Origin of the sequence: Bacillus sp. AFS053548 (assembly GCF_002575105.1) — a bacterium.
In the GTDB taxonomy this organism is placed as follows: Bacteria; Bacillota; Bacilli; order Bacillales; family Bacillaceae_G; genus Gottfriedia.
On sequence record NZ_NUHI01000002.1, the window covers coordinates 49,071 to 75,825 of the forward strand.

General features: G+C 35.5%; 22 protein-coding genes. 18 read left to right on the plus strand and 4 right to left on the minus strand.

The features are described 5' to 3' along the window. The first annotated feature begins 39 nt into the window (after nucleotides 1–39). The 3 genes from CN946_RS00710 to CN946_RS00720 all read left to right on the plus strand — a co-directional run bounded on the left by CN946_RS00710 (nucleotide 40) and on the right by CN946_RS00720 (nucleotide 7,229). A complete protein-coding gene (locus CN946_RS00710) occupies nucleotides 40–351 on the plus strand; it encodes a PTS lactose/cellobiose transporter subunit IIA (protein ID WP_097974004.1) in 312 nt (103 codons plus the stop codon). Further along, nucleotides 351–1,664: a 6-phospho-beta-glucosidase gene (locus CN946_RS00715; RefSeq protein WP_098859461.1), complete on the plus strand. Its 1,314-nt coding sequence runs from the start codon at nucleotides 351–353 to the stop codon at nucleotides 1,662–1,664. Before CN946_RS00710 ends, CN946_RS00715 begins: the two co-directional genes overlap by 1 nt. 633 nt (nucleotides 1,665–2,297) lie before the next feature. Then, complete coding sequence (locus CN946_RS00720; RefSeq protein ID WP_098859462.1) at nucleotides 2,298–7,229, plus strand: S8 family serine peptidase; 4,932 nt, start codon at nucleotides 2,298–2,300, stop codon at nucleotides 7,227–7,229. Between the two features lie 128 nt (nucleotides 7,230–7,357). Here the strand turns inward: CN946_RS00720 and CN946_RS00725 are convergent, their stop codons facing one another. Then, entirely contained in the window at nucleotides 7,358–8,776 is a 1,419-nt protein-coding gene (locus CN946_RS00725) for an amino acid permease (RefSeq protein WP_098859463.1), read from the minus strand. Between the two features lie 674 nt (nucleotides 8,777–9,450). Between CN946_RS00725 and CN946_RS00730 the strand changes: the two genes are divergently transcribed. Continuing rightward, on the plus strand, nucleotides 9,451–10,731 hold the full coding sequence (locus CN946_RS00730; RefSeq protein ID WP_098859464.1) for an efflux RND transporter periplasmic adaptor subunit: 1,281 nt from the start codon (nucleotides 9,451–9,453) through the stop codon (nucleotides 10,729–10,731). A 554-nt stretch (nucleotides 10,732–11,285) separates the two neighbouring features. Here CN946_RS00730 and CN946_RS00735 read toward each other — a convergent pair. Further along, a complete protein-coding gene (locus CN946_RS00735; protein WP_098859465.1) occupies nucleotides 11,286–12,581 on the minus strand; it encodes an MFS transporter in 1,296 nt (431 codons plus the stop codon). Between the two features lie 472 nt (nucleotides 12,582–13,053). Here CN946_RS00735 and CN946_RS00740 point away from each other — a divergent pair, with 472 nt between their 5' ends. From CN946_RS00740 to CN946_RS00790, 11 genes are all read left to right on the plus strand, one after another. Then, nucleotides 13,054–13,860 (plus strand): alpha/beta fold hydrolase, encoded by an 807-nt coding sequence (locus CN946_RS00740; RefSeq protein ID WP_098859466.1) that lies wholly within the window; start codon nucleotides 13,054–13,056, stop codon nucleotides 13,858–13,860. Nucleotides 13,861–13,893: 33 nt separating this feature from the next. After that, on the plus strand, nucleotides 13,894–14,697 hold the full coding sequence (locus tag CN946_RS00745; protein WP_097974016.1) for an IclR family transcriptional regulator: 804 nt from the start codon (nucleotides 13,894–13,896) through the stop codon (nucleotides 14,695–14,697). 268 nt (nucleotides 14,698–14,965) lie between these two features. Next, a complete protein-coding gene (locus CN946_RS00750) occupies nucleotides 14,966–15,499 on the plus strand; it encodes a cupin domain-containing protein (RefSeq protein WP_098859467.1) in 534 nt (177 codons plus the stop codon). 100 nt (nucleotides 15,500–15,599) lie between these two features. Continuing rightward, entirely contained in the window at nucleotides 15,600–16,520 is a 921-nt protein-coding gene (locus CN946_RS00755) for a VOC family protein (RefSeq protein ID WP_098859468.1), read from the plus strand. 65 nt (nucleotides 16,521–16,585) lie between these two features. Continuing rightward, the gene (locus CN946_RS00760; RefSeq protein ID WP_098859469.1) at nucleotides 16,586–17,377 is read left to right on the plus strand and encodes an SDR family oxidoreductase; all 792 of its coding nucleotides are present in this window, start codon (nucleotides 16,586–16,588) and stop codon (nucleotides 17,375–17,377) included. Between the two features lie 31 nt (nucleotides 17,378–17,408). Further along, a complete protein-coding gene (locus CN946_RS00765; RefSeq protein ID WP_098859470.1) occupies nucleotides 17,409–19,097 on the plus strand; it encodes a thiamine pyrophosphate-binding protein in 1,689 nt (562 codons plus the stop codon). Between the two features lie 12 nt (nucleotides 19,098–19,109). After that, on the plus strand, nucleotides 19,110–20,555 hold the full coding sequence (locus CN946_RS00770; protein ID WP_098859471.1) for an aldehyde dehydrogenase family protein: 1,446 nt from the start codon (nucleotides 19,110–19,112) through the stop codon (nucleotides 20,553–20,555). A gap of 15 nt (nucleotides 20,556–20,570) precedes the next feature. Next, nucleotides 20,571–21,353: an aspartate dehydrogenase gene (gene nadX, locus CN946_RS00775; RefSeq protein ID WP_098859472.1), complete on the plus strand. Its 783-nt coding sequence runs from the start codon at nucleotides 20,571–20,573 to the stop codon at nucleotides 21,351–21,353. 31 nt (nucleotides 21,354–21,384) lie between these two features. After that, nucleotides 21,385–22,686 carry an aromatic ring-hydroxylating oxygenase subunit alpha gene (locus tag CN946_RS00780; RefSeq protein WP_098859473.1) on the plus strand — a complete coding sequence of 434 codons (1,302 nt, stop codon included), beginning with the start codon at nucleotides 21,385–21,387 and terminating at the stop codon, nucleotides 22,684–22,686. A 19-nt stretch (nucleotides 22,687–22,705) separates the two neighbouring features. Continuing rightward, nucleotides 22,706–23,215, plus strand: a complete 510-nt coding sequence (locus CN946_RS00785; protein ID WP_098859474.1) for an aromatic-ring-hydroxylating dioxygenase subunit beta — start codon at nucleotides 22,706–22,708, stop codon at nucleotides 23,213–23,215. Between the two features lie 23 nt (nucleotides 23,216–23,238). Then, nucleotides 23,239–24,021 (plus strand): SDR family NAD(P)-dependent oxidoreductase, encoded by a 783-nt coding sequence (locus CN946_RS00790; protein WP_098859475.1) that lies wholly within the window; start codon nucleotides 23,239–23,241, stop codon nucleotides 24,019–24,021. A 283-nt stretch (nucleotides 24,022–24,304) separates the two neighbouring features. Here the strand turns inward: CN946_RS00790 and CN946_RS00795 are convergent, their stop codons facing one another. Next, nucleotides 24,305–24,823 carry a hypothetical protein gene (locus CN946_RS00795; protein ID WP_098859476.1) on the minus strand — a complete coding sequence of 173 codons (519 nt, stop codon included), beginning with the start codon at nucleotides 24,821–24,823 and terminating at the stop codon, nucleotides 24,305–24,307. A 552-nt stretch (nucleotides 24,824–25,375) separates the two neighbouring features. Here CN946_RS00795 and CN946_RS23245 point away from each other — a divergent pair. The 3 genes from CN946_RS23245 (at nucleotide 25,376) to CN946_RS23950 (ending at nucleotide 26,162) form a co-directional block, all read left to right on the plus strand. Next, nucleotides 25,376–25,552: a hypothetical protein gene (locus CN946_RS23245; RefSeq protein ID WP_176547152.1), complete on the plus strand. Its 177-nt coding sequence runs from the start codon at nucleotides 25,376–25,378 to the stop codon at nucleotides 25,550–25,552. 213 nt (nucleotides 25,553–25,765) lie between these two features. Next, nucleotides 25,766–25,903, plus strand: coding sequence for a hypothetical protein (locus CN946_RS23250; protein WP_167555278.1), 138 nt, complete (start codon nucleotides 25,766–25,768; stop codon nucleotides 25,901–25,903). Next, entirely contained in the window at nucleotides 25,857–26,162 is a 306-nt protein-coding gene (locus CN946_RS23950) for a DUF4304 domain-containing protein (protein WP_098859477.1), read from the plus strand. The genes CN946_RS23250 and CN946_RS23950 overlap by 47 nt, the downstream gene beginning before the upstream one ends. Before the next feature lie 183 nt (nucleotides 26,163–26,345). On the opposite strand, the gene CN946_RS00805 is transcribed toward CN946_RS23950, so the two are convergent. Further along, nucleotides 26,346–26,651 (minus strand): hypothetical protein, encoded by a 306-nt coding sequence (locus CN946_RS00805; RefSeq protein ID WP_098859478.1) that lies wholly within the window; start codon nucleotides 26,649–26,651, stop codon nucleotides 26,346–26,348. Between the last annotated feature and the right edge of the window lie 104 nt (nucleotides 26,652–26,755).

Consider the following 26,755-nt stretch of genomic DNA (forward strand, 5'->3'; position numbering starts at 1 on the left):
ATAAAAAAATTTTATTAATAAAGAGAGGAGGTCAGTTTTATGGTGAAAAATGAAACAGAAATTTTTACACTGATTCTTCATGGTGGAAATGGTCGAAGTGCTGCAATGGAAGCGATTCAAGCAGCAAAAAAACAAGACTTCGATTTAGCTCGCAAGAAATTGAAAGAATCAGGTGATGCTTTAAATGAGGCACACCATATTCAAACAACGCTTATTCAATCAGAGATTGGTGGCACTCCAACGGAGATTTCACTTTTAATGATTCATGCTCAAGATCATTTAATGAATGCAATGACTGTAAAAGACTTGGCAAAAGAGTTCGTTGACATGTATGAAAGGGGCCTAAAGTAATGTCAAAATTTAAAATCGTGACAATTGGTGGGGGCTCAAGTTATACGCCAGAATTGGTTGAAGGAATTATTAAGCGCTATGAACAAATCCCAGTAACTGAGCTGTGGCTTGTTGATGTAGAAGCTGGCCGTGAAAAGTTAGAAACAGTTGGTGCACTAGCAAGGCGAATGGTCAAAAAAGCTGGAGTACCAATGGAGATTCATCTTTCGTATGATCGTCGTGAGGCCTTAAAAGATGCTGATTTTGTTACAACACAGCTTCGCGTTGGACAACTAGCTGCACGTGCACTTGATGAAAGAATTCCACTTAAACATGGGGTAATCGGTCAAGAAACAAACGGTGCAGGTGGATTGTTTAAAGCATTACGTACAATTCCTGTTATTCTGGATATTTGTAAAGAAGTTGAAGAGCTATGTCCAAATGCTTGGATCCTTAACTTTACAAACCCTGCAGGTATGGTTACAGAAGCAGCATTAAGATATTCAAATATTAAGAGATTCATTGGTCTTTGTAATATACCGATCGGAATGGAAATGGGTGTTGCAAAATTATTAAACGTAGATCATTCACGTGTACGTATTGATTTTGCAGGTCTAAATCATATGGTATATGGTACAGAGGTTTATTTAGACGGAGTTAGTGTAAAAGAGCAAGTACTTGAAATGATTATGGACCCTGCTAATGCTAGTTTTGTAAAAAATATAGATGCGGAAGAATGGGCACCTGAATTCCTAAAAGCAGTCAATGTCATACCTTGTTCTTATCACCATTACTATTACAAAACATCTGAAATGCTTGAAAGAGCATTAAAAGATTTTGAATCGAATGAAACTCGTGCAGAAGTCGTGCAAAAAATTGAAGCTTCTCTTTTTGAAAAATATAAAGATGAAGCGCTAGATATAAAACCACCTGAGTTAGAAAAACGTGGTGGAGCTTACTATTCTGATGCGGCTTGTCGTTTAATTTCATCTATTTATAATGATACGAGAGATATCCAACCATTAAACACGATGAACAAAGGAGCTATTTCAGGCTTACCATATGACGGAGCAGTAGAAGTAAGTTGTGTCATCACAAAAGATGGTCCAATTCCACTGACAATCGGGGAATTACCAGTTCCAGTTCGAGGATTAATTCAAACGATTAAATCTTTCGAACAAACAGCAATTGAGGCTGCTGTAGAAGGAAGTCGCGAAAAAGCAATACTTGCCTTGACGATTAATCCGCTTGTAGCAAATGATAAATTAGCTGTAGCGATCGTTGACGAAATGCTAGAAGCTCATAAAGAGTATTTACCAAGGTTTTTTAAATAAAAATAGTAAGACAGCAAACCTGATGGGGTTGCTGTCTTTTTTATTTTTTATTCCTTTTTGTATTGTTAATCTAATCTTCTCTTGCCATCTTCGGCCAGCAAAACTTACTTTAATTTTGAAATTTTTACTCCTAAATTTACCACAGAAGTCCTATGATCTGCTTTTACATTTATTAAAAATTTGTGAATATTTACCTAGGGGTATAAATATATCTAGAACTTTAAATCTATAAAAAACTGCTTCAAATCGGTAAATTAGTACAAAAAATTACATGTTTTTATTAAAAATACAAAATAATGTAAAAATTTTAAAAAAATTGTAAATTTTATAAAGGAGTTTTGACTCAAAAAAAGAATTATTTAATTTATCTATTATTCCTTAAAAATTAATTTTATTAAAAAATTATGTAAGACTGTATAGGCATTAATAGATTCATAACGATGAAAGGAGATATTAGGGGATTTTCTGGAAGAAAGTGTTAGAGGTAATTTGGCATGTTCTTTATTGAGAAATAAGGCAATGAATCTGTCGATATTCCTCGAATGACCGTAAAAAACAGGGGAAGTTTTTTAGGAAGGTTTTGTACTAATCTATTTTATTTTTCACTTGAAAATTATTGAGAGGAACTGAGATATGAATAACAAAAAAAATCGCAAAATATCTACATATGCTTTAGCATCTGCTCTTGCTCTTTCTAACTTGGCATTTGTGTCACCAACATCTGCTGCTTCTTACCGACCTGGTGATTTAGCATCAAAGTTGGAACAAATTAGACAAACTCAGGAAGCAAAAGAACTACAAAATAAAAACAATGTATCTGATGCGAAAGCAAATTTAAAAGCATCAGATAAAGTTCGCGTCATCGTTGAAGTAGACGGACAGTCACCAATTGAATACGCAACAAAACAAGGGAAATTATTTAAGGACTTATCTGAAAGTCAAAAATCTAGTCTTTATGCTAATGTAGAAAGCCAACAAAACTCAGTTAAATCTAAGTTACAATCAAAAGGAATTAATATTAATTATAAGAAACAATTTTCAACTGCATTTAACGGTTTCAGTGGTGTAGTTGAGTTTGGTGATGTAGCAAAAATTGAAGCTACTTCAGGTGTGAAAAATGTATATTTAGCAAATGAATACAATCGTCCTACAGCTGAGCCATCTACTCCTGATATGACGAAGAGTCATCAATTTATCCAGTCTAAAGAAACTTGGAAAGACACTGGCTACGACGGTAAAGGAATGGTTATCTCTATTATTGATACAGGAATTGACCCAACACACCGTGATTTCAAATTAACTGACCCTTCAAAAGAAGACTTAACTAAAGATTCAGTAGCTCAAATTGTAAAAGATAAAGCTTTACCAGGTAAATTCTACACTGATAAAGTTCCTTATGGTTATAACTATTATGACCAAAACAGTATCGTAACGGACCTTGGACCTGGTGCTTCAATGCACGGTATGCACGTAGCAGGTATTACGGCTGCTAACGGTGACGAAGCAAACGGTGGTATTAAAGGGGTTGCACCAGAAGCGCAAGTTCTTGCGATGAAGGTATTCAGTAATGACCCAAGTTATCCATCTACATGGTCTGATATTTATCTTGCAGCGATCGACGATTCTATTAAACTAGGTGCAGATGTACTAAACATGAGTCTTGGTTCTGTAGCATCTTCTTATGAACCTAATAGCGCAGAAGATCTTGCAATTACTCGTGCAGTTGACAATGGTATTGTTTGTGCTGTTTCTTCAGGTAACTCGAATCAAATTGGTTCTGGATGGGATGATCCTCTATCACAAAATCCTGATATCGGTGTAACAGGTGCACCTGGTCTTAATAAAGATACAATCTCAGTAGCTGCTTCTGGAAATGAAGCTTATCTTTATGAACATGCGATCACCGTTGATGGAAATAATAGCTTAAGTGTCTTAGGTAAAGGTATTGATGGTTGGAAAAATCTATCAGATAAATTTGGTGGAAATATTCCAGTTGTAAACCTTGGTAAAAACGCTACTGATGGAAGCTATAAATTAGGTGGACCAGATGATTATAAAGGTGTAGATGTAAAAGGAAAAATCGTATTAGTAGCTCGTGGAACATATACTTTTGCTGATAAGACGAAGTATGCTGCACAAGCCGGAGCAGCTGGTATCATCGTATGGAATGCAACAAACGGAGTTCAATACGATAACCAGGGCGGTTGGGATGTTCCAATGATGCTTGTTAACTCAAAAGCAGATGGTGAAGCGTTAGCGAATGCCATTAATGGTTCAGGAACTATACATGTTGCTCAAACTGCGAAAAATGAAAGTCCTGAAATGGGCCGAATGACAAGCTTTACTTCATGGGGAGTTACACCAAGTCTTGAATTGAAGCCTGAAATTACAGCTCCTGGTGGGAATATCTATTCAACAGTTAATAATAATCAATATGAGGTAATGAGTGGTACTTCAATGGCAGCTCCACATGTAGCTGGTGGTTCTGCATTAGTACAAGAATACTTGAAAAATGATAAGCGTTTCAGTTCTTTAAGTGTTAGCGAACGAACTCATTTAGCGAAAGTATTATTAATGAATACTTCAAAGGTAATTAATGATTTAGATGGTCATCCGTACTCTCCTCGCCGTCAAGGTGCTGGCATGATGCAAATTGAAAACGCTGTTACAACACCAGTTTACTTCTATAACAAGTCAACAGGTGAAGCAAAATACGAATTGAAGGATTTCCAATCTAAGCAAGTTTCAATGACTTATACAGCTAAAAATATTTCTGATAAAGATGCGTTTTATAAAGTAGATACTACTGCACTAACAGATGAATTCTATCAAACTAATGATGTCGACCATAACGCTCTTCAAACAGGCGCATTAGAAGGTGCGAAAATAGATGCACCAGATTCAATTATGGTACCTGCGGGTAAATCTGTTGATTTCACTGTAAAGATTGATCTAACTAATGCAAAAATTCCAGGATTCGATAAGGCTGGAAAAGAGATTTCTGTGGATCTTCATAACAATATTTTCGTTGAAGGATCTGTAAACCTTATCGGTACCCTTGGTAATCCCAACTTAACAGCTCCATATGTAGGTTTCTATGGTAAATGGGACAGTTTGCCAATCGTTGATGGATTTAAAGATCTTGGTGAGACTCGTTTTTTTGATTTAACATGGCTTGATAGTAAAGCACATGACATGAAAGTTGATGGAGATAAAACTTACTGGGGTTCTGTTCCTGGAAAGAACTTTTATGCAGTATCACCAAATGGGGATAAATTTGCTGATAATATTAATGCACTTCCATCATTCTTAAGAAATGCAGAAGAAGTACAATATAACATCCTAGACAAAGACGGTAAATTCCTTCGCCGCTTAAGTGCTCAATCTGATGTGACAAAAAATACCTATGACAGTGGTAAAGGCAGTATCGTGAAGGATAGCATGTCAACTATTTGGGATGGTAAAGTAAACGGTGAAGTTGTTCCAGACGGATTATACAATTACGAGATTAAGTCTGTAATTGGTTATGAAGGTGCGCAGTGGCAATCTAAGAAAATTCCTGTTTATGTAGATACTCACGCTCCAAACATTAAAGCTACTTATGATCCAGATAAAAAAGTAGTAACTTGGGAAGGTTCAGATGATGGAACTGGAGTTCAAGTTTATGGTATCTTCGTAAATGGAACTCTAGTCGGAAAAACTGACAATACAAAATCTTCATTTGATTTATCTTCAGCTCCAGGTAAATCAGTAGTAGAAGTAGTTGCTATGGACTATGCAGGTAATGCAGCAGAAGATACTGCAGCAATTGGTGACGTTGATCTTCCGCTAGTATATATCACTGATGGCTCAAAAGATAAAAACGGTGAATATATTCCTAACTCACCAGAACCATGGGGAGCTTATAATGATAATAAAGTTCCTGTTAAAGGTTTCGTAACAGATGAAATTGGTATTAAAACAGTTAAAGTAAATGGAAAAGAAGTTCCAGTTGATTTTGATGCAAAGACTGGGCACTACAACTATTCAACAACTGTAACGTTTGACCAAGATGGTCCTTACACTGTACAAGTTGAAGCTACAGACTTTGCTAATAAGAGCTTCTCTGTTGCTCGACATGTCTATGTAGATACTCATGCAGCAGAAATTAACGTAAATGCTCCTGATCGAGTGGACAAAAATGTAGATCAAGTAACATTTAATGTAAACTTAAAAGATAACTATAGCTACTTAAACTTCTACGTTGGTGAAAACCACGAATTTGAAGTGCCATTAATTAGCCCTGTTGATGTTGTAAAACCACTAAACAAAGATTATAAAGTAACGGTTCCTTTAAAAGAGGGAGAAAACAAAATTACTTTAAGAGCGACTGACCTTGCTGGTAATGAAACAGTGAAGGAAGTAGTAATTAATCGTGCAGATGCTCCGTTAACAACTGGTTGGGTAGTAAATGACGATAATAAAGTATACTACTACGATGAAGATGGTAAAATGCACAAAGGCTTCTTAGAACTTAAACAAACGGAAGAAGATTACACTTGGACATCAACATTCTATTTTGACCCAGCAACTGGTGAAATGCATAGAGGTTGGTTAGATTTAAGTGGAAAACGTTACTACTTTGACCAAGAAGGCGGAGTAATGGCAACAGACATCACGTTTGTTCCAGAAAACAACACGTACTTCTACTTTGATTCAAAAGGTGTAGCACAATCTGGTATCTTTAATTTATTCGGTGACAAAGCGTACTTTGATGCTAAATCTGGTTTATTACGCAGCGCTTGGAAACAAGTTGGTACTAAAATGGTTTATGCAGACAAAGATGGTACTTTACACATTGGCTGGTTAAATAATAGTGGCAAGTGGTACTTCTTTAATAAAGATGGCTACATGCAAACTGGTTGGTTAAACGATGGTAAAGACACTTACTATTTAAATAGTAAAGGTGAAAAAGTATATGGCTGGAATGTAATCGGAGGGAAAACTTACTACTTTAATTCAACTGGTGTGAAAGCAAAAGCTGGTTGGTTAACAGTAAGTGGTAAGAAGTATTACTTAAACAGCGATGGATCAAGATTTAGTAATGGTTGGAAATCAATTAGTGGTAAATACTACTACTTTGATAAAAACGGTGTAGTAAAAACTGGTTGGTTAACAGTAAGTGGTAAAAAGTATTACTTAAACAACGATGGATCAAGAGTTAGCAATGGCTGGAAATCAATTAGTGGTAAAAACTACTATTTCGATAAAAACGGTGTAGTAAAAACTGGTTGGTTAACAGTAAATGGCAAGAAGTATTACTTAAACAACGATGGATCAAGATTTAGCAATGGCTGGAAATCAATCAGTGGTAAATACTACTACTTCGATAAAAACGGTGTAGTAAAAACTGGTTGGTTAACAGTAAGTGGTAAAAAGTACTACTTAAACAGTGATGGATCAAGATTTAATAATGGCTGGAAAAAAATCAGTGGTAAATACTATTACTTCAACAAATCAGGTGTAATGGCTGTTAATACTAAAGTAGGTAAATATAAAGTTGGAAAAGACGGAGCAAGAAAGTAATTTTTGAGATTTAATCTTGGGCATGTATTCGATACGAAATCGGATACATGCTTTTTGTTTAGTTAAGGATGTACTAACGCAGAAAAGCCACAAGGAAAATCAATTTCCTTGTGGCTTTTAATGCTACTCTAGCTTATTTTTGTTTTATTATTGTTGTTCGCCGTCCCCAGCTTACTTCTTTTCTTACCATATAATCCATACACAACAAGTCCTATAGCCATCCATACAATAAAACGAATAAATGTAATGCCTGGAAGACTTGCAATTAGATAAGCCGAGAATCCAATCCCGATTAATGGAATAATTGGAACTAATGGAGTTTTAAATCCTCTTTTTAAGTCAGGACGTTTTACACGTAATACAATAATAGAAGAACAAATTAAAATAAATGCTGTTAACGTTCCGATATTAACTAATTCGGCAACTTCGTTAATTGGAGTAAAACCAGCTACAAAAGCAGTAATTAAACCAATTATCAAAGTAGGACGATAAGGAGTTTTATACTTAGGATGTAATTTTGTAAACCAGTTTGGCAATAGACCATCTCTACTCATTGAGAACCAAATACGTGATCCAGCAAGCATAAATGAGAACAATACTGATAGAATACCTGTAATAGCAGCGGCAGAAATGATTAATGTGATCCACTTCATTCCGATATTACTAAATGCTTTTGCTACGGGTGCTGCATTATTAAGTGTTTCATAAGGAGCCATCCCTGTAATAATAAGTGACATTGCAACATACAAACATAAAGCGACAGCTAATGATATGATAACTGCAAGTGGTAAATCGCGTTGCGGTCTTTTTGCTTCTTCTGCTGCTGTCGTTAATGTGTCATATCCGAATACAGCAAAGAATACTAGAGCTGCTCCGCTCATTACACCATGAAAACCAAAAGGCATGAATGGGTGCCAGTTAGCTGTATTAATGTGAAAACTTCCAACGCCAATAACTAAAAGAATAATGCCTAATTTGATGATAACCATTAATGAATTAAATTTAGAACCCATTTCAGTTCCTAATGTAAGTAAGCCGGCAATTCCAAGACTAACTAAAACGGCAATTAAGTCAACTTTGTGACCTGCTCCAGTACCAGGCGCGCCTTGTGCCCATACAGGAATGTGAACGCCCATTTGTAATAAAAACTCTTGCATGTAGCCAGACCATCCAATGGCTACTACTGCAACAACTAAGGCATACTCGAGTAACAAATCCCACCCGATTAACCAAGCTGTACCTTCTCCTAAAACAGCATAGCTGTAAGTATAGGCACTTCCGGCTACCGGTATTAGGCCAGCAAATTCAGCATAACACAATGCTGCTGCTGCGCTAGCTAAACCAGCAATAATAAACGATAAGAGAACTGCCGGACCAGCGTGATCAGCCGCTGCTACACCAGTTAATACGAAGATACCAACACCTATGATACCGCCTAAACCGATGGCAGTCAGTTGCCATAAACCTAGAACGCGCTTAAGTCCGGTATTTTTAGCCCCATCCTGTTGAAGCTGTTCAATCGACTTTTTCCTGAAAAAAGCATTCATCCAAAGACTCCCCCTTTTTGTGAATAATCTGTATTTTTAGTAAATAAATACACACCGCTTAAAAGAGTGCGTAGTAACTAATCATTTTGTACGGGAGAGTTGTATTAATTCCCATAATTGAAAGAGGAAGGACTTTTAATTCCTCGAAATTTTCGTAAGCGTTTTCTAGTGCGAATACGGAATACTTTTAGTAGACCCATATATTGGAAGAAATATCCTTTTCTACAAAGATATTTTTTGTATTGTAACATAGTTCAATAATACTACGCAATAATAGTATGAATGTTTTAAATATTATAGTTTAATCTAATAGAATCTAAATTTTAATTAAATTAATGAAAGTATATGCGAAAATACATAGATGCATCAAGGGGTTCTGTGACTTTTTTAGTAGACACTACTTATTCGTTCTTTCTGGTAAAAATTAAAACATAAACGATAAAATTATTTTTTTGAAATTAAAATTTGAATATTCTGAAATAATATAAATCTGCCTAAATCAATCTAATAATCCATTCAAAAGGACAAATAAATGGTTTATTAAAAAAAACATATCAAATATTTATCATTTTCTAAAAAATCTCCTTGAAACGCATTTTAAAACAATAGACAATAGATATAGGAGAAGACGTATTAAGTTTTTGGCAAGATAAGGAAGGGGTATAGGTATAGTTATGGAAACGGCGAAAAGAATTGACGAAGAAAAAGAACAAGTAAAAGTAATTACACCACGTAATAAGAAATTTATTTTAATGGGGATCATTGTTCTTTTAATCGTTTCTGTGGTTCTTAGCGTAGCGGTGGTAGAAATTAAAAAAAGTAAATCTAAAACATTACAGTTTATCAGTCCAACGGTAAAAAGTTTTACGAAAACTGAAACAGTGTCTGGTCGTGTAGTACAAAGTCATACTGAAACAATTTACGTAAATCCAACTAAAGGTTCTATAAATGAGGTTTTTGTTAAAGAAGGAGATACTGTCACTAAAGGGCAAAAACTTTTTTCTTATGAAGATACTACTATAGCAGCTGAAATGGGACAAGCAGAAGTAAATAAAAAGCTAGCAGAAACAACTGTTACGCAGAAAAACGACCAAATTGCATCATTAGAGAAAGACATTCAAAATGCTATTTCAGCGTCAACATCAACATCTAATACAACTGATGCAAATAATACAGATAAAAATGCAACAAATACAACAAATACAACAAATACACCAAATACACCAGAGATTCAATCGCTTCAAGCTCAACTTAATACTGCAAAGGAAGAGCTTAATGCTGCACAGCTAAAAGTAGAACAATATACACTTGAAGCAGAAAAGCTGAAAGCACAACAAGAATCATTAACTGTTAAGAGTAATAATGATGGAGTAGTACTTAATTTGAACAAAAGTATCGGTCAAGGTTTTAAAGCAACAGATAAACAGCAAATCCCAATTATGCAAATCGCTTCAAATGAACCATTTCAAATTGAAGGAAAGCTAACAGAAGAAGAGAAAGCAAAAGTTGAGCCAGGCCAAACAATTAAAGTCAGTTCAAAGGTTGTTGCCGATAAGAGCTGGAAGGGAAGTATTTCAGAGGTAAGTAACTATCCTATGAATGATCAATCCACCAACCAAGATAAGAATGCCAAAAAAGAAGCTATACCATATTACACTTTTAGAGCAACGCTAGATTCACAAGAGAATCTATATCCTGGCTATGAAACAAATCTTGAAGTAGTAGTACAATCAAAGGATCTGTTAGCAATACCTGAGACGAGCGTTAAAGGATCAGGAAAATCAAAATATGTGTATGTACTTAAAAAAGGAACTATTTATAAACAAAATGTAAAAACTGGCCAAAAACAAGGGAAATATGTTGCCATTCTTAAAGGGGTAAAAGAAGGGGATAAGGTAGGGGAAAATCCTTCCTGGACTGTCCGCCCTGGAACTAAAATAGATTTAGATAAGTAATACAATAGACGATCACTGAAGAAAATTCATTTTACTTCGTCTATTTGTTTCCCTAGAAGTAAAGGTAAAAAAGGAGGCGTCTCAAAAAGTCAGATTAACTGACACGAGACGCCTTTTTTTAATGTGAAAATAGTATTTAGTCAAAGTAGTAGGGGGATCTCAACAGTACTTTTCATTTTAGATGAAAAAATGGCTCTTTTTTCATAGATATTTAGAAGAGTTTTATTCGATTTAGTAAGAGTTAGTATATCTATGCTAGTTTTCCAATTCAAGTTATCTACTATAGAACAATTTTTATGTCATAATACCCCGGCTGGTATAGGTAATTATTAATTTTAATTGCGATTTTCTTAATTTTAATTGTAGTTTTACTGAATTAATTGGTATTTCCAGATATTAATTGCAGTTCATACTTTTTTGCAACTCTTCAGTATTTATTTGCATAATTGGACTTCTTATTTGCGATTCGCCATTATAAAAAAGGAGCTACCCATTTAAAGTTATACTTTAGGGATGCTCCTCTTCTATAAAAGCGTTTTCAAAAATTAAATTGATTAAGCATTAATTTTTTGTGGAGGTAGGGGAATAGCACGTAGTTCGGTTGCTTCTTCTTTAATAGAAAATAAATAAGCGATTAATCCCAAGAGAGCCGTAATGATTAACATAATAATTGAGGTAGTGAAATTGCCTCCTGATGAATCGCGTAACCAGCCCATAATATAACTTGAAAAGCCACCCATTAGGTTTGTAAATCCGATTAAACCTGCTGCACGGCCTGCAGTCTCTTGTGTTGAATATTTTACTAAGAACATATTACTAAGATGGAAGACACCACCTTGACATCCCATAGCAAGTCCCATGCAAACACCTGCTAATACTGGATTTGGAACAAAAACTGCCGTTGTTAAAAATATAGCAGTCAGTGAAAATAATATTGTTGCCATTAAGCTTGGGCGTCTTGTTTTATCGGCAAGAAAGCCACATGCGAGAACAAATCCAAGTGCAAATAACCACGATAAAGAAGTGATACCTGTCATACCTTCCCGATCAAAACCTTTTGCCTCAATCAAGTATGTTGGCAGCCAAATGCTTATTCCAAAGAAAAGGAAAGAACAGACTAACATACCAAACCATACAATCCAGAAACGATAATCTTGAATAAAACTTTTATTATCATTGGAACTACTTACTTGATCTTCTATTGATTCTACCGGACGGTGAATTAGTTCCAACTCTTCTTTACTAACCCACGGGTGTTCACCAGGTGTATTTCTTGTAAGAAAAATAAACATAGGAATATTAATTAAAAAGTTAAATCCAGCGAGTAGAAAGAAAGCTGCTTGCCAATGAAGTGACGAAATAACAAGTACTAATATGACCGCCCCAATTGCTGGTCCTAAATAGTTACCTGTAAGCCAAGAAGCTTGAGCTCGCCCTAGCTCTCGTTTGTTGAACCAAGCAGAAATAAATTTCCCTGAAACAGGAATCATCATCCCTTCTCCAAATCCAAGAATAATTCGACTGATAATAAATGCTTCATATGTAGTGGAGAGGCCAGACGAAAACATAGTAAGAGACCAAACAAATAATCCAGCTATTGCTGTTTTTCTTGCACCAAATTTATCAATAATGAATCCCCAAAATAGATTCGAAACTCCATAAGCAATTGTAAAAACAAATGAAAGAAGACCAATTTTTGCATTTTTATCAATACCAGTCATTCCGAGTGCCTTCAAAAACTCTGGATCTGTTTGTATGACAGAAATGCCAACTTTATCAATTTGTCCGAAGAACCAAAAGAAAAAGATTGGTAAAGCGATTAAAATCCATCTTTTTTGTCTATGTAGCATTAAAATTCTCTCTCCTTTTAAAATCAAGTAATTGCGTTTAAAATTTGGAAGGAAAAAGCAGGAACTACGTTTACCTAATAGATATTGAAGTTCAAATAATCTGTTTTGATACTTCAAGTTTTAATTTTGGCTCAACTTGAACAATCCACTCCTTTCGATAAAAGTATAAATGTTTTAAATGTAAAACACTGTTTCATATTTTAATAATGAAACTCTTTTAAAGATAAAATAATTAGAAAAGTTTGTCAATTGTGATTTTACAGAAATATTTTCCAGTTTTTATTTTCAAATATCACTTATATATCATTTGTCCATCCAGTGAAAAAATAGAGTTATTGACATTAAATTCTGACAAATCTATAATTCAAGTTGAAAAACATGTTTTTTATATGAAACATTATGTTTTTGAATCGTTATGCGATAGTCAGGTTAGTAGAGTTTGGGTAAAGAAAATAGAGTGGAGGTACTGTGGATGCCAATTAGTCATTTAAAAGAGTTATCGATTCATTATCAAGAATCTGGTGAAGGACAAGCCCTTGTAATTTTACATGGCTTGGGAAACAATTCTCAGTCATGGAAGCATCAATTAAGTGAATTGAAGGAACATTTTAGAGTAATCGTTTGGGATGCTCCAGGTTATGGTGGGAGTTCCGATCTAAAAGAGGAGTTTCGGGATTTTTCCGAGTTTGCTAATGTACTTAAAGAGTTTTTAGATAGTCTAGGGCTAGATTCTATCTATTTACTAGGTCATTCAATGGGCTCGGCAATTGCAATTGATTTTACGAGTCGTTTTCCACAAATGGTAGATGCATTAATTATTTCAGATGCAACACGTGGAGCAGCTGGATTAAGTAGAGAAGAAAACGAGAAAAAACTTCAAAATAGATTAAACTCCATTGAAAATCTACATCCAAGTGAACTAGCTAGAAAAAGAGTAAAAGCATTACTTGCTCCGAATGCATCAGCTGAGGTTATAAAAGAGGCTGAGCGTATAATGTCACAAGTGCGTTTATCTGGTTATCGTTCTGTTTCCTACTCTTTATCAAACTTGAACCAAATGGAGATTCTGTCTTCAATATCTGTTCCAACGCTTGTCATGTGTGGGGAGTTAGATCAAGTAACTCCGGTAAGTGAATCACAAATATTTCACGATTTGATTCCAAATTCAGAATTTGTTATCGTTCCAAATACGGGACATTTATGCTATCAAGAAGATCCTAAACTATTTAATCAATCCGTGTTAAACTTTTTAAAGAAACAACTGATAGGTCAAAAATAGAATTGAATCTATGTATTAGGAGAGGTTTGCTCGATGGATAATGTAGAAAAAGAAAAATATAGCGCCAATTCTTTAGTAAGAGGTTTAGAAATTATTAAGCTTTTTAATGAGGAACATCCTAGTTTGTCACTTTCAGAGATTGCCAAAAAATTAGGGGTAAGCAGGACAGTACCTTATCGATTACTTTATACACTGCAGTCAATCGGATACTTAACACAGGATGAAAATACGAAACAATATTCGTTAACTCCAAAGGTTCTGGAATTAGGTTTTAGTTATATAAACAGCTTGAAAATACCTGAAATTGCACAACCTTACATGGAATCATTACGTGATGAAATAGGTGCTTCTTGTCATTTGTCAATTTTAGATGGGCATGAAGTAGTTTATGTAGGGAGTGCTCCGGTTAGAGGAGTATCAGCAGTCAATGTCAATATTGGTTTAAGACTACCAGCTCATGCAACTGCAAACGGAAAGCTACTTCTTGCATACGAGCCTAAGGAAAGTCTTATGCAACTGTTCCAAGTTACAAATTTAACGCCATATACAGATAAGACGTTGACCACTCCTGGCGAGTTCATGGATCAATTAGATAAAATACGTCAAAATGGCTATTCAATGACTAGTGGAGAGTTTCATCAAGGTATTCATTCAATCGCTGCACCTATTTACGGTAGAACAGGAAAAGTATTGGCAGCACTGAATATCGTAGCGACTGAATTATCTTATCAGGAAGATTTCATGAATAAAGTTGCGTTGCCTAAACTTCTAGATGTCTCTGTTTTACTATCAAACTATATGGGTTACAATGGCAGAGTTTCAAATCAGGTAAAATAGATCAAGTTAAAAATATGGGTTCCTACACAATGGGAATCCATATTTTTTTTGCAAAAAAAACTAGTTATAAACCCTCAAATTACAATAGTTTATTAAGTTTAATTTTCATGACATATCTAAATTTTCTAAAAACTATGTTGACACAAAGGATAATTCATTCTAGAATTATTTTATAGATAAAACACTGTTTTGTATATAAAACAAGTTGAGTGATAAATACAAAACATTTTGTAAAAAAAAGACCAACAATACAGGGAGGATTTTTAAAATGACAAATGAAACGTTTTCAGTTAAGGAATTTGAAAAAAAATACGTGGCTCGCTTAGAAGACCGTACGTTAGATTGGAATGTATTAAAGTTTCAAGAGGAAATTGATCCGAGATATAAGCGTGCTCAAATGCGTTATATTGGACGCGGTGCGACAGCGAACAATGACTCAAATGTAGTTGCAGCAGAACATTTTACATTAAGTACAATGGTTCTACCTCCTGGCTGCATTGGACCTTTGCATCTACACGATGATGTAGAAGAAGTATTTTTCATTCTTGAGGGAGAAGTTACTGCTTTAATTCAAGAAGTTGGTAAAGATGAAGTACATGAAATTAAATTAAAAGCTAGAGATTGTATCAGTTCTCCTCCTGGCGTTCATCGAGGCATTAGAAATGATGGAGATACTGAAGCACGTATGTTAGTTATGCTTGGCGCAGTGAAACCAAACCTTCCAACTTATCCAGTAGGTAGCGCACTTGAAGATCTTCGTAAACAACGTGCTAAAGAAAGAGAAGCGATCATCAAAGGTTAATTAAAAAGGGTCAGCTGCATTTTAAATAAATTGCAGCTGCCTTTTTCAATAGAGTTAACAAAAGAAAGCGCTTTAAATAGATAAATGGGAGGGATTATTGATGCTAGGAATTACTCATTTAAGACATATAAGTTTGATCACACCAAACTTTGAAGAACAAGTGAATTTTTACGAAAAGGTTTGGGGATTAGATCGTGTAAATGTTTCAGATGACAATATAGCATATTTTCGAGGGGCAGGTCCGGAGCATCATATACTAAGCCTTCGAAACGGAGATAAATGCGGTTTACACCATATCGCATTTGGAATGGTTGATAAAAATGCAGTGGATCGAGCAGCGGAAATCTTACATTCAAAAGGTGTACAGATTGTTGAAGAGCCAGGTTATTTAGATGAAGCAGGAGGAGGATATGGACTTCGATTTGTTGATCCAGAAAACCGTGTAATTGAACTTTCTGCTTGGGTAGAGGTTCAAACATCAATATGGACTAATAAAAACGTGGATCCGGTGAAATTAAATCATGTCGTGATGAACACGAAAGATTTAGATATGATCGTGGAGTTTTATACTGATGTGCTTGGATTCAAAGTGACTGATTGGAGTGAGCACCAAATGTCCTTCTTAAGGTGCAATCGAAAACATCACTCGATTGCATTTAACCAAGATGCACACGCTTCAGTTAATCATATTGCTTACGAGGTTGATTCGGTGGATGAGCTGATGCGAGGCATTAGTAATGTTAGGAAAGCCGGACTAAGTGAGTTATGGGGCCCTGGTCGACATGGTCCTGGTAATAATATCTTTTGTTATTTTCAAGATCTCGGTGGATTTGTCATGGAATACACATGTTATCTTGAAACAATTGAAGATGAGGCTGAATGGAGAGCACGAGTTTGGAAACGTGTGCCACATTTGATGGATCAATGGGGAATTGCAGGTCCACCAAAACCTGAAGCTCGTAAAGCTATGGGCGGAGAGCCGGATACTGGTTGGGTAGATACAACGGTTAAAGTACGTTAAAAAGTTTAAATAAAAATGTTTTAAGTAATACGAATAACATGAAAGCTTTAATAAGGGGTGACGGGATGGATCTTGGGTTAAAAGGAAAAGTTGCAGTAATTATGGGTGGCACCTCTGGTGTTGGGCTGAAGACGGCAGAATTATTTTTAGGAGAAGGTGCTAAAGTAGCAATTTGCGGAAGAAGCAAAGAGCGCGCTGATAAAGCACTAAATCATTTACTCTCATTTGGCAAAAGCGAAGATCTATTTGCGACGACCTGTGATGTTACATCAAAAGAGGAAGTTAACTCGTTTATTCAACAAACAGCAGAAAAGTTTGGTGGAATTGATACGCTTGTGAATGCAGCTGGTCAAAGTGTTATGGGGCATTTTTTCGATATTACGGATGAACAGTGGCAGGAACAAATTCAGTTAAAGTATTTCGCAATTATTTATGCAGTTCGTGCAGTTCATCCTTATTTAGTGAAAAGAGGAGGGGGCAGAATTATTAATATAAATGCAACTCTAGCCAAAGAACCTGAGCGTCACATGGTAGCAACAGCAGCAACACGTGCAGGACTTTTAAATTTAAGTAAAACGTTGTCCCAAGAATTAGCATCAGACAATATTTTAGTAAATTCAGTAAGTCTTGGATTAATTCGGACCGATCAATGGGAACGTAGAAGACTAAAAAATGCACCTGATATGGATCCCGAAGAATATTATAGAGATCTTGCGATAAAAAGAAATATTCCTTTAGGTCGTGTAGGTGAAGCGGAAGAAGTTGCTAGTGTAATTGTTTTTCTTGCTTCAGACAAAGCGAGTTATGTAGCTGGTTCTACAATTGAAACTGCAGGTGCAATCGGTAAAGCACTTTAAATAAACTATTAGACAAAGGTAGGATACCAAGATGAAAAATCAAGAAGAAATCGTATTTACTACTGCGGATGCCGTTGTAAAAGAATTAGTTCAAGCAGGAGTAGAAGTCGCTTTTGGAATCGTAAGTATTCACAATATGCCCATCTATGACGCGATTTTAAGGGATGGTAGTATCAAACTAATCTGTTCACGTGGTGAAAGTGGAGCAGTAAATATGGCAGATGGCTATGCACGTGCTACCGGAAAATTAGGTGTTGTTATTACTAGTACAGGAACAGGAGCAGGAAACGCTGCTGGTTCATTAGTAGAAGCTTGGGCAGCAGGAGTACCACTACTTCATCTGACTGGAGAAGTAGCATCACCATATCTTGGTACAGGTAAAGGGTACATACATGAATGTAAAGACCAGCTTTCAATGATGAGTGGTGCTTGTAAAAATGCCGTAAGACTTAGAAAACCGGAACAAACAGCTGGTGTAGTAAGAAAAGCAATTGAAGAAGCATTAACTGCTCCAACAGGACCAGTTAGCTTAGAGATTCCAATTGACTTTCAATCAGCAATTATCGAGGACGTTTCAATCGATAAGGTACAGGTAGATGTTGTTAAACCACAACTAACTACCGTTATACCTGAAATCGCAATTTCAAAAATTTTGGAAGCGCGTCGTCCAGTTATTTGGGCTGGTGGCGGTGTAATTTCTGCCAATGCCTCAAAAGAGTTAACAAATTTAGCAGAAATTCTTGGAGCTGCTGTCATTACAAGTCAATCTGGAAAAGGTTCGATACCAGAAGATCATGAGCAATGTATAGGTCATTTTGCAGCCAATGAATCTACAAAAGAGTTTTTGAGAAATGCAGATTTATTGATTAGTGTAGGTGTACGCTTCAGAGGAAATGAAACTTCTAACTGGAAAGTTCCTGTCCCAGAAGAACATATTTCGATTGATGCAGATTTTAATGCAATTAATCGTAATTATAAAGCAACAGTTGGGTTAGTCGGAGATGCAAAAGATATTTTGTCGGCTCTAATTAATAAAATCGACGAAAAATCTATTTCGGTTTTACCTTCTTATAAAGAAGAAGTACGTTCATTAAGAAATGAAGTGCGAGGACAACTTCGTAAAACACTTGGTCCATTTGAACAATTTGTAGATGGAATGAGAGAGATTTTACCGCGAGATACGATTTTAGTTCGAGATGTGACAGTACAAGCAAATGTCTGGGGTAGCAGAATATTCGACATTTACGAACCAAGAACATCTATTCACGCATCCGGTGGAGGAATCGGTCAGGGTCTTCCTACAGCTATAGGAGCTCAATTGGGTTGCCCTCATCAAACGGTCGTATTAATGGCTGGAGATGGTGGGTTTATGGTTAATGTAGGTGAAATGGTGACTGCAGCTGAAGAAAATCTTCCTATTATTGTTGTGTTATTTGATGATTCTGGCTATGGGGTTCTTCGTAATATTCAAGAAGCGGCATACGGTCGTCAAGTAGCAGTGAATTTATTAAGTCCCGATTTTGTAAAACTAGCTGAGTCAATGCATTTTGAAGCAGCACGTATTGGATCAGGGGACGAATTTGTTAATGAACTAAAGAAGGCAACTGAAAGAAGAATGCCAACAATGATCGTTGTAGATATGGAAGCAGTTGGACCTATGGCAAAACCTTTTGGTGGACCTCCAGGAGCAGCTGAAAGCTTTAAGCCAAAAAAATTATAAAGGAGATTCAATATGATTTCGACATATCCAGTTGTATCAGGAAGATATCTCATAAATGGTGAATGGAAAGAAAGTAATGAAACATCAAATATTATTAATCCTGCAAATAAGTCGGAAGTAATCGGCAAAGTTGCATTATGTACTGAGGAAATCGTAAACGAAGCAATTAATGCTGCATCGATTGCATTTAAACTTTGGTCACAGAGTGAGATCCAGGAACGTGTAGAAAGAATGAAGGCAGCAGCGCAGGAACTTTCTAAAATAATTGAAGAACATGTTTCATTATTTGTGCGTGAAAATGGAAAAACACTAGTAGAAGCTAAAAAAGACTTATTACGCTGCGTTGAAGTAATGAGTGGTGGAGCGGATGAACTGCTAAAATGGTGGAACCCAGAATTACTTCCAGGAAATCAAAAAGTTCAAGTAAGAAGAAGAGCTAGAGGGGTTACTGCAGTAATTACTCCATGGAATTCTCCAATGATTTTAACATTTAAGCGAGTGATTCCTGCTGTTTTAGCAGGTAATACAGTTGTTGTGAAACCTGCGACAAATTGTCCACTTACCATTATGGCTTGTTTAAAAGTAGTGGCTGCACATTTTCCGCCTGGTGTAATTAATATTGTAACAGGTTCAGGGAAAATGATTGGTGACAAGCTTTGTTCTGACTCACGTGTTCGTACGATTGCTTTTGTCGGAAGTACACAAACAGGTAAAGAGATTATGAAAAAGTCTTCAGGAAATCTTCAAAAAGTATATATGGAGCTAGGTGGGAATGACCCTGCAATCATTTTAGAAGATGCAAACTTAAATGAAGAAGCTATTAAACGATTAAGAATGAGTATTTTAAAAGCGGCTGGCCAAGTCTGTTCGGCTATTAAACGCGTATATGTGCAAGAATCTAGATATGTTGAATTAGTAAAAAAATTAAAGAAAGAATTTGAGCATATTGTTGTAGGTGATGGTATTCAACCAGATGTAACAATGGGTCCATTAAATAATAAAGCTCAGTATGACTATGTTAACGGATTAATCGAGCGTACTGAAAAAGCAGGTGCAAATGTAATAACAGCCGGAATTCAACTGAATCCTGAAATGTGGGATCAAGGATACTACATCTTACCAACAATCGTAACAGGAGTTGACCAACAAAGTGAGATTGTTCGTGCAGAACAATTTGGACCAGTAATTCCTATTCTACCTTTTTCAACTATTGACGAAGTTATCAAACTAGCAAATGATAGTGAATTTGGCTTAAGGGCTTCTGTTTGGACGGAAAATGAAGAATTAGCAGTTGAAATGGCAGATCGATTAGAAGCAGGCGCAGTTTTTCATAATAATCATACCATCTTTAGTGATTTAGCATTGGATTTTCCAGGGTTAAAAGAGAGTGGTGTTTCAAGAGAAACAAGACACTGTGGATTGGAATTTTTTGCAGATTCATTCGGATTTGCAAATTAAGGATGGTGAATAAGCATGAAACTAGGACTAATCGGCTGTGGGAATATTGGCCAATTCCTTCTTCAAGCAATTAATAAAGATGGGATGTTACCAGGCGGAAAGATTGTTTCAATATATACGCGTTGCGAAGAATCAGGCGTTCAACTTGCTAAAGAATTTGAAACGGAAACTTATCAAAGTGTAGATGCGCTACTTCTTTCAGATGTAGATTTAGTCATTGAAGCTGCAACAGTTGAAGCTGCAAAGGAGTACGCTATAAAAGTTCTTGAAGGTGGGAAAGACTTATTGTTAAGCAGCATCGGGGTCATGGCTGATTCCACTTTTGAAGAAGAAATTCGAGAGGTTTGTACAAGAAAAGGTGTAAATGTTTTCTTACCTTCAGGAGCAATCGGTGGGTTGGATATTTTAAAATCAGCAAAAGCTGTAGGTGGTCTAGATACTGTTTCAATTACAACTAGAAAACCACCTGGAGCATTATCGAAAGAAGCATTAGATAAAGAAACGATTTTGTTTGAAGGCTCTGCGGCTGAAGCAATTAAGCTATACCCAAGAAATATTAATGTCGCAATTGTCTTATCCTTAGCTGGACTTGGTGCTAACAATACGAAAGTGAAAATTATTGCTGATCCAATTGCGATAAAAAATAGTCATTTAATTGAAGCATCTGGTGCGTTCGGGAAACTAAAACTCGAGATTGAAAATGATCCAATGCCAAATAATCCTAAAACAAGTTATTTAGCAGCGTTAAGTGTTTTGGCAAAGTTACAAAACAAAGATAAATATGTACAAGTTGGGTAGAGAGTCAAAACATGAAGGGAGAGTGCTGTGCATGATTAAAACAGAAAAAACTTTAGATGAATTATCAAAAGAGCAACTAGTAAATTACTTAAATGAAACCGTCAAACCAGATGAAGGAGTCATTCCTGCATATCTTCTAGGTGATAAAGCCGTTTACGAATTAGAACATGAAAAAGTATTTTTAAAAACATGGGTTTTTCTTGGACATGAATCCGAAATTCCAAATTCAGGGGACTTTATGACTCGTGAGCTTGCAGGATATTCAATCATTATCTCACGCGAAAGTATGGGAGAAATCAATGCATTTTACAATATGTGTACACATCGTGGCATGAAGCTGTGCCGTGCTGATAAAGGAAACAAGACTTTATTTACATGTCCATATCACGGATTTAACTTTAAAAATACAGGTGAACTTGTTGGAGTACCACTTCAAAAAGATATTTATGGCGAGAGACTTGACCGATCAAAAATGGGTCTTCACCAAGTGAAGCTAGAATCATATAAAGGACTTTTATTCGGAAATTGGGACGAAAATGCAGAGCCTCTTGAAGAGTTTCTCGGCGATTTTAAGTGGTATTTAGATATCGTAGTAGGGCGTGCTGAGATGGAAGTAATTGGAGCTCCGCAACGTTTTATTGTTAAATCAAACTGGAAGGTCGGTTCTGATAACTTTGTAGGTGATTCATACCATACGATGGTTACTCACGGTTCAATTGCAAAATTAGGCATGGTCCCAAATGCAACATATTCGAAGCGCGGTTTTCAAATTCATACTGAAAACGGACACGGATTAAACCTTGGAACACCAAATCCAGACTTTGCTTTTCCTGAAGAATTGAAAGATGAGTATAAAAGTAACTTGTCAGAAGAACAATATGAAGTTCTATCGAACTTAAAAAATATGATTGGAAACGCTTTTCCGAATATGTCATTTTTAATATCTCACACAAAAGTTAAAGGCGTATTAATTTCGAATACTTCAATTAGAATGTGGAGACCGATTAGTCACAATAAAATGGAAGTAATTGCATGGATGCTAGTAGAAAAAAATGCTTCTCAGGAATGGAAGAATCGATCAAGAGATTCCTTTATCCTAACGTTTAGTCCATCTGGTATTTTTGAACAAGATGATACTGAAGTATTCACAGACATAACGGAAGCAGCTCAAGGTCCAATGCCATTTCAAAAGAATTTAACGTATAACTATACAATGGGACTACATCGTGAACCTGTTGATTTTATCGGACCTGGGGTAGCCTATGATGATAAATTTACAGAAGCGAGTCAACGTAATTTTTATCAGTACTGGCTTGAATTAATGACAAAGTAACAAAGGGGGGAGGAAGAAAATGAATGTTGAAAAATTATTAGCAAAATTAGAATTTGAACAGTGGTTAATTGATGAAGCAAAATTACTTGATGATATTGAATTTGATGATTGGTTTAGTTTAATGCATTCGAATTTAATCTATCAAATGCCTGTACGCGTAAATAAAGAAGGAACTGAGCGCCCAGACTATTCTACTGAGATGTTTACTTTTAATGATGATATAGAATTATTAAAGCTTCGAGTAGATCGATTGAAAACTGACTATGCATGGGCTGAAATTCCTCCATCAAGAACCCGACGTTTTGTAAGTAATGTTAGCGTAAAAGAGCTAGTTAAAGAAGAGAAGGCAGTAGTTAATAGTTATTTATTGATCTATCGTAGCCGTAGCACAGATATTCACCATGATCTAATTTCTGGAGAACGTCATGACGAGTTTACATATGAAGGTGGGAAGTGGAAGCTTTCCAAGAGGGTATTTATTGTAGATCAAACAACAATTAATACTAGAAATCTTGCAATCTTTGTTTAATAGAAGAAAAAGGAGGTCAAGTAATGTTATTAAAAGATAAAGTAGTGTTAATTACAGGAGGCGCATCTGGAATAGGAGCAGCCGTTACAAGACGATTCATTCAAGAGGGAGCAAAGGTGAGTATTATTGGTCGATCACTTGAAACACTAGAGCAAATGAAAGAAGAATTTAATGACAATCTCCTTATAATACAAGGTGACGTAAGCAAATATGAAGACAATGAACGAGCTGTAAAAGCGACAGTTAAACAGTTTGGTAAACTAGATGTATTTATTGCGAATGCAGGCGTTTTCGATGGATTTGCAAAATTCGCTGATGTGACACCCGATGCCCTATCAGATGCATATGATTACCTTTTAAATATAAACGTAAAAGGATCATTTTTTGGTGCAAAAGCAGCTTTAGAGGAATTACAAAAGACAAATGGTAACATTATCTTTACTGTATCTGGTGCGAGCTTCTACCCAGACGGTGGTGGAGTTTGGTACACGGCTAGTAAGCATGCTCAAATCGGATTAATGCGTCAGCTTGCTTTTGAACTAGCACCAAATATACGAGTAAATGCAGTAGCGCCAGGAGGGACTTTAACAGCACTAACTGTCATCCCACCTTTACGTACTTTTACTAAGTCCGTGGATAATGATACAAAAGCAAGCAATATAAAAAGAAGAAATCCACTTCAACTTGCACAAATGCCTGAAGATCATGTTGCAGCATATGTACTTTTAGCATCTGACCAGTCACGTGCGATCACTGGTGAGGTCATTTCTAGTGATGGTGGATTATCGGTTCGTGGGCTCGGTTAGGAATTTTTGATAAAGCATAGGGTGTCTTAAAGGGGTGACTTTTTAGGGACACTCTTTTTTTTATTAGTGCTAATTAAATCGTAAGTGGGAGTAGTTCAAACTGTATATATGATGAGATATATAGAGACCAGTTTTATGTTAGATTGTATGTAAGAGCTGCTTCACGTTTGTTTATATAAAAGGGTTTATTGGTACTAAAAAAAGGATCTAAGTTATTGATCCTTTTTTGCTGTTTAAATAACTAATGCATTGCGTTAGTTGAACAAGGAAAAGATCTTTTTATTTAAAATTCCTCTACATACAGACCTAGTTCTTCAATATAGGTAATAATTGGGGCTAGACATTTTGATGTATGAACTCCCATTAAATAGTCATAATTTATGAATACTTTCATTCTTCTTGGATAAAAAATATCTGATCCTAAGTCCTCCCTCAGTAAAAGTCTACAAAATAAATCAATATTCTCTTTGTTTAAATCCTTATAACCTTTTACATTTGTATAAAGATCAAGCGTCTCTTTATTATAAAGTTCAGGATATTTTTTCATTTTATTCTTAAAAAATTCTAAGGAAAAGCTCTCCATTACATTTTTTATATTTAAATAAGGTATAGCTAAGTAATCCATTATTATATGAATAGCCTTTATATAATTATCCTCTACTTTTTTGTAACTCTCATTTGTCAATTGTTGTCCATCGAAGTATTCACCTATATCACTAATTGCTATCCAATCCTCTTTCAAATAAGCACCTTTATCATTTCTAAAAGAAGGATTGTACTTCGTAATTGAATATTTGTACAAATAATCACCCATTCTATTTAAATTTTTATCTTATGTATTACTTATAATTATATTTCTATATCGAAACTCACAAATTCTTGTTCAACTAAACTGCCATTTTGTTGAATAAAAATAGAGCTGCCAAAGCAGCCCTTCTTGTTCAACTATCGCATGCGTTAGTTGAATAACTTTTTAATTTAATCAACAAAAGGGACTATATACGCTCGTCATTGCCAACAGTACAAACAATATCAAAATAAATAGTAAACCGTTCTAAGTGGCATCTCAGTCAACTTCTTCGTTCACTCGTTGAAAAGAACAAAGCAATTGTTCTCGACGTGCACACCAACGAATTATTACAAGCAAACATCAAATCCATTGCAAGAGCTGGTATCAACGTATCCATTTGCTGGATCATCTTCATTCCAGTTATTCTAACCATCGTTCGATACTTTTTCTTTTCGAATTAATAACTCATGGCTATTAAAGTGTGCATTTATCCGCTTTATTTGGTATGCTTAACGGACAGTTTTGGACCGGATCCACTAAACTGAATGAAGAAGAGGGTAAAACATGGGAAAATTGAATGCAGTCGAAAAATTGCAAAAAGAATTAATAAAGACGCGCGAAGCGATCGATATCGTCAAGATCATCTTAGCGAAGAAAAACGACCCTCATCTCGAAGAACAGTTGAAAAGATTAATCACCGAACACAACGAAATTGTGACACAAATCAAGAGCATCCAGTAAGGATGCTTTTTTATCTTATCGCCCTCTACTCGTAACTACCCGGACGCTATCCATTAGGTCAACCAGTCCATCCATATTTTATGTCATGACTTTTTCATTTTTGAATGGTAACATTTTTACACATTCAACCAAACTAAAATGATATCTTTCCTTTTTTACACAAACCAGAAATGACCGATCGATTATCGTTCGAATCGAAAGGATGAAGTCAAAATGAATGATGAATCAACGCAAGTGATTTTAATGGCAATCAAATCATTAGACCAAAGAATGCAGTCAATGGAAAATAAATTGCAAGCGATGGATGAAAAATTCACATATTTCATGGACCGTCAACATTCAATTGAATAAATGGAATACAAAAAATCAAGTGGAATTTACCATCAATACAGGAATTTTTTGTGAGAAAGTGTCTGCTATATTAAATGGAGAATTATCAACAACCTTTCCAATAGAAGTACATTCCATGTTAAGGATTCGATTAAGCGAAATAAAAAATTCAACAGATCATTGGTATAAAATCACAGTGAAAACGGATCTTGAAACTCTTTTTTGTACTATGCCACAAAAATGGTTTTACCTAAAGGTTCATTATTATAACAACACATAATTCTAAACCCATTACGCAAGAGAACATTCTCTTCTATTTCCAAATAAACCCGAATAATATTTTCCATTTACGCAAGGCTCTATTAAATTTAATTGATGATTTTTGAACTAAAAAAGGTTGTCTAATTAGACAACCTTTAGAAACTCTTATACAACTAACGCAATGCGTTAGTTCAATAAGAATTTAAAAACTTATTGTCTTCTTTGGTAAAAATTTTGGGTTCTTTATCAGAACTGCAACTTTCTTCCCTTTGTTAAACCTTACATTATTAAGCCAATAAATAAACGCATCTTCATTATAACTCAGTCCAAATTCCTCATTGCCGTCCTCATCAACACCAAAAGATACCCAGAAAGGATGGTCATTATTTCTATCATTTAACCATCTAAAAAAATCTTGTTGCAGTTGACGGATATTTCTTCCCACTTTTGCAGGACATCTTAAATAAACTGTATCCTTTTCGTATTCAAATTCAATTTTTACAAACAATTTCAACTTCCCCCATCCGGTTGATATATCAAGTAATTATAACATTCCTTATTCAACTGATATGAACGAAACTGTCAAATCACCATACCCAAATGGTTTTAAAA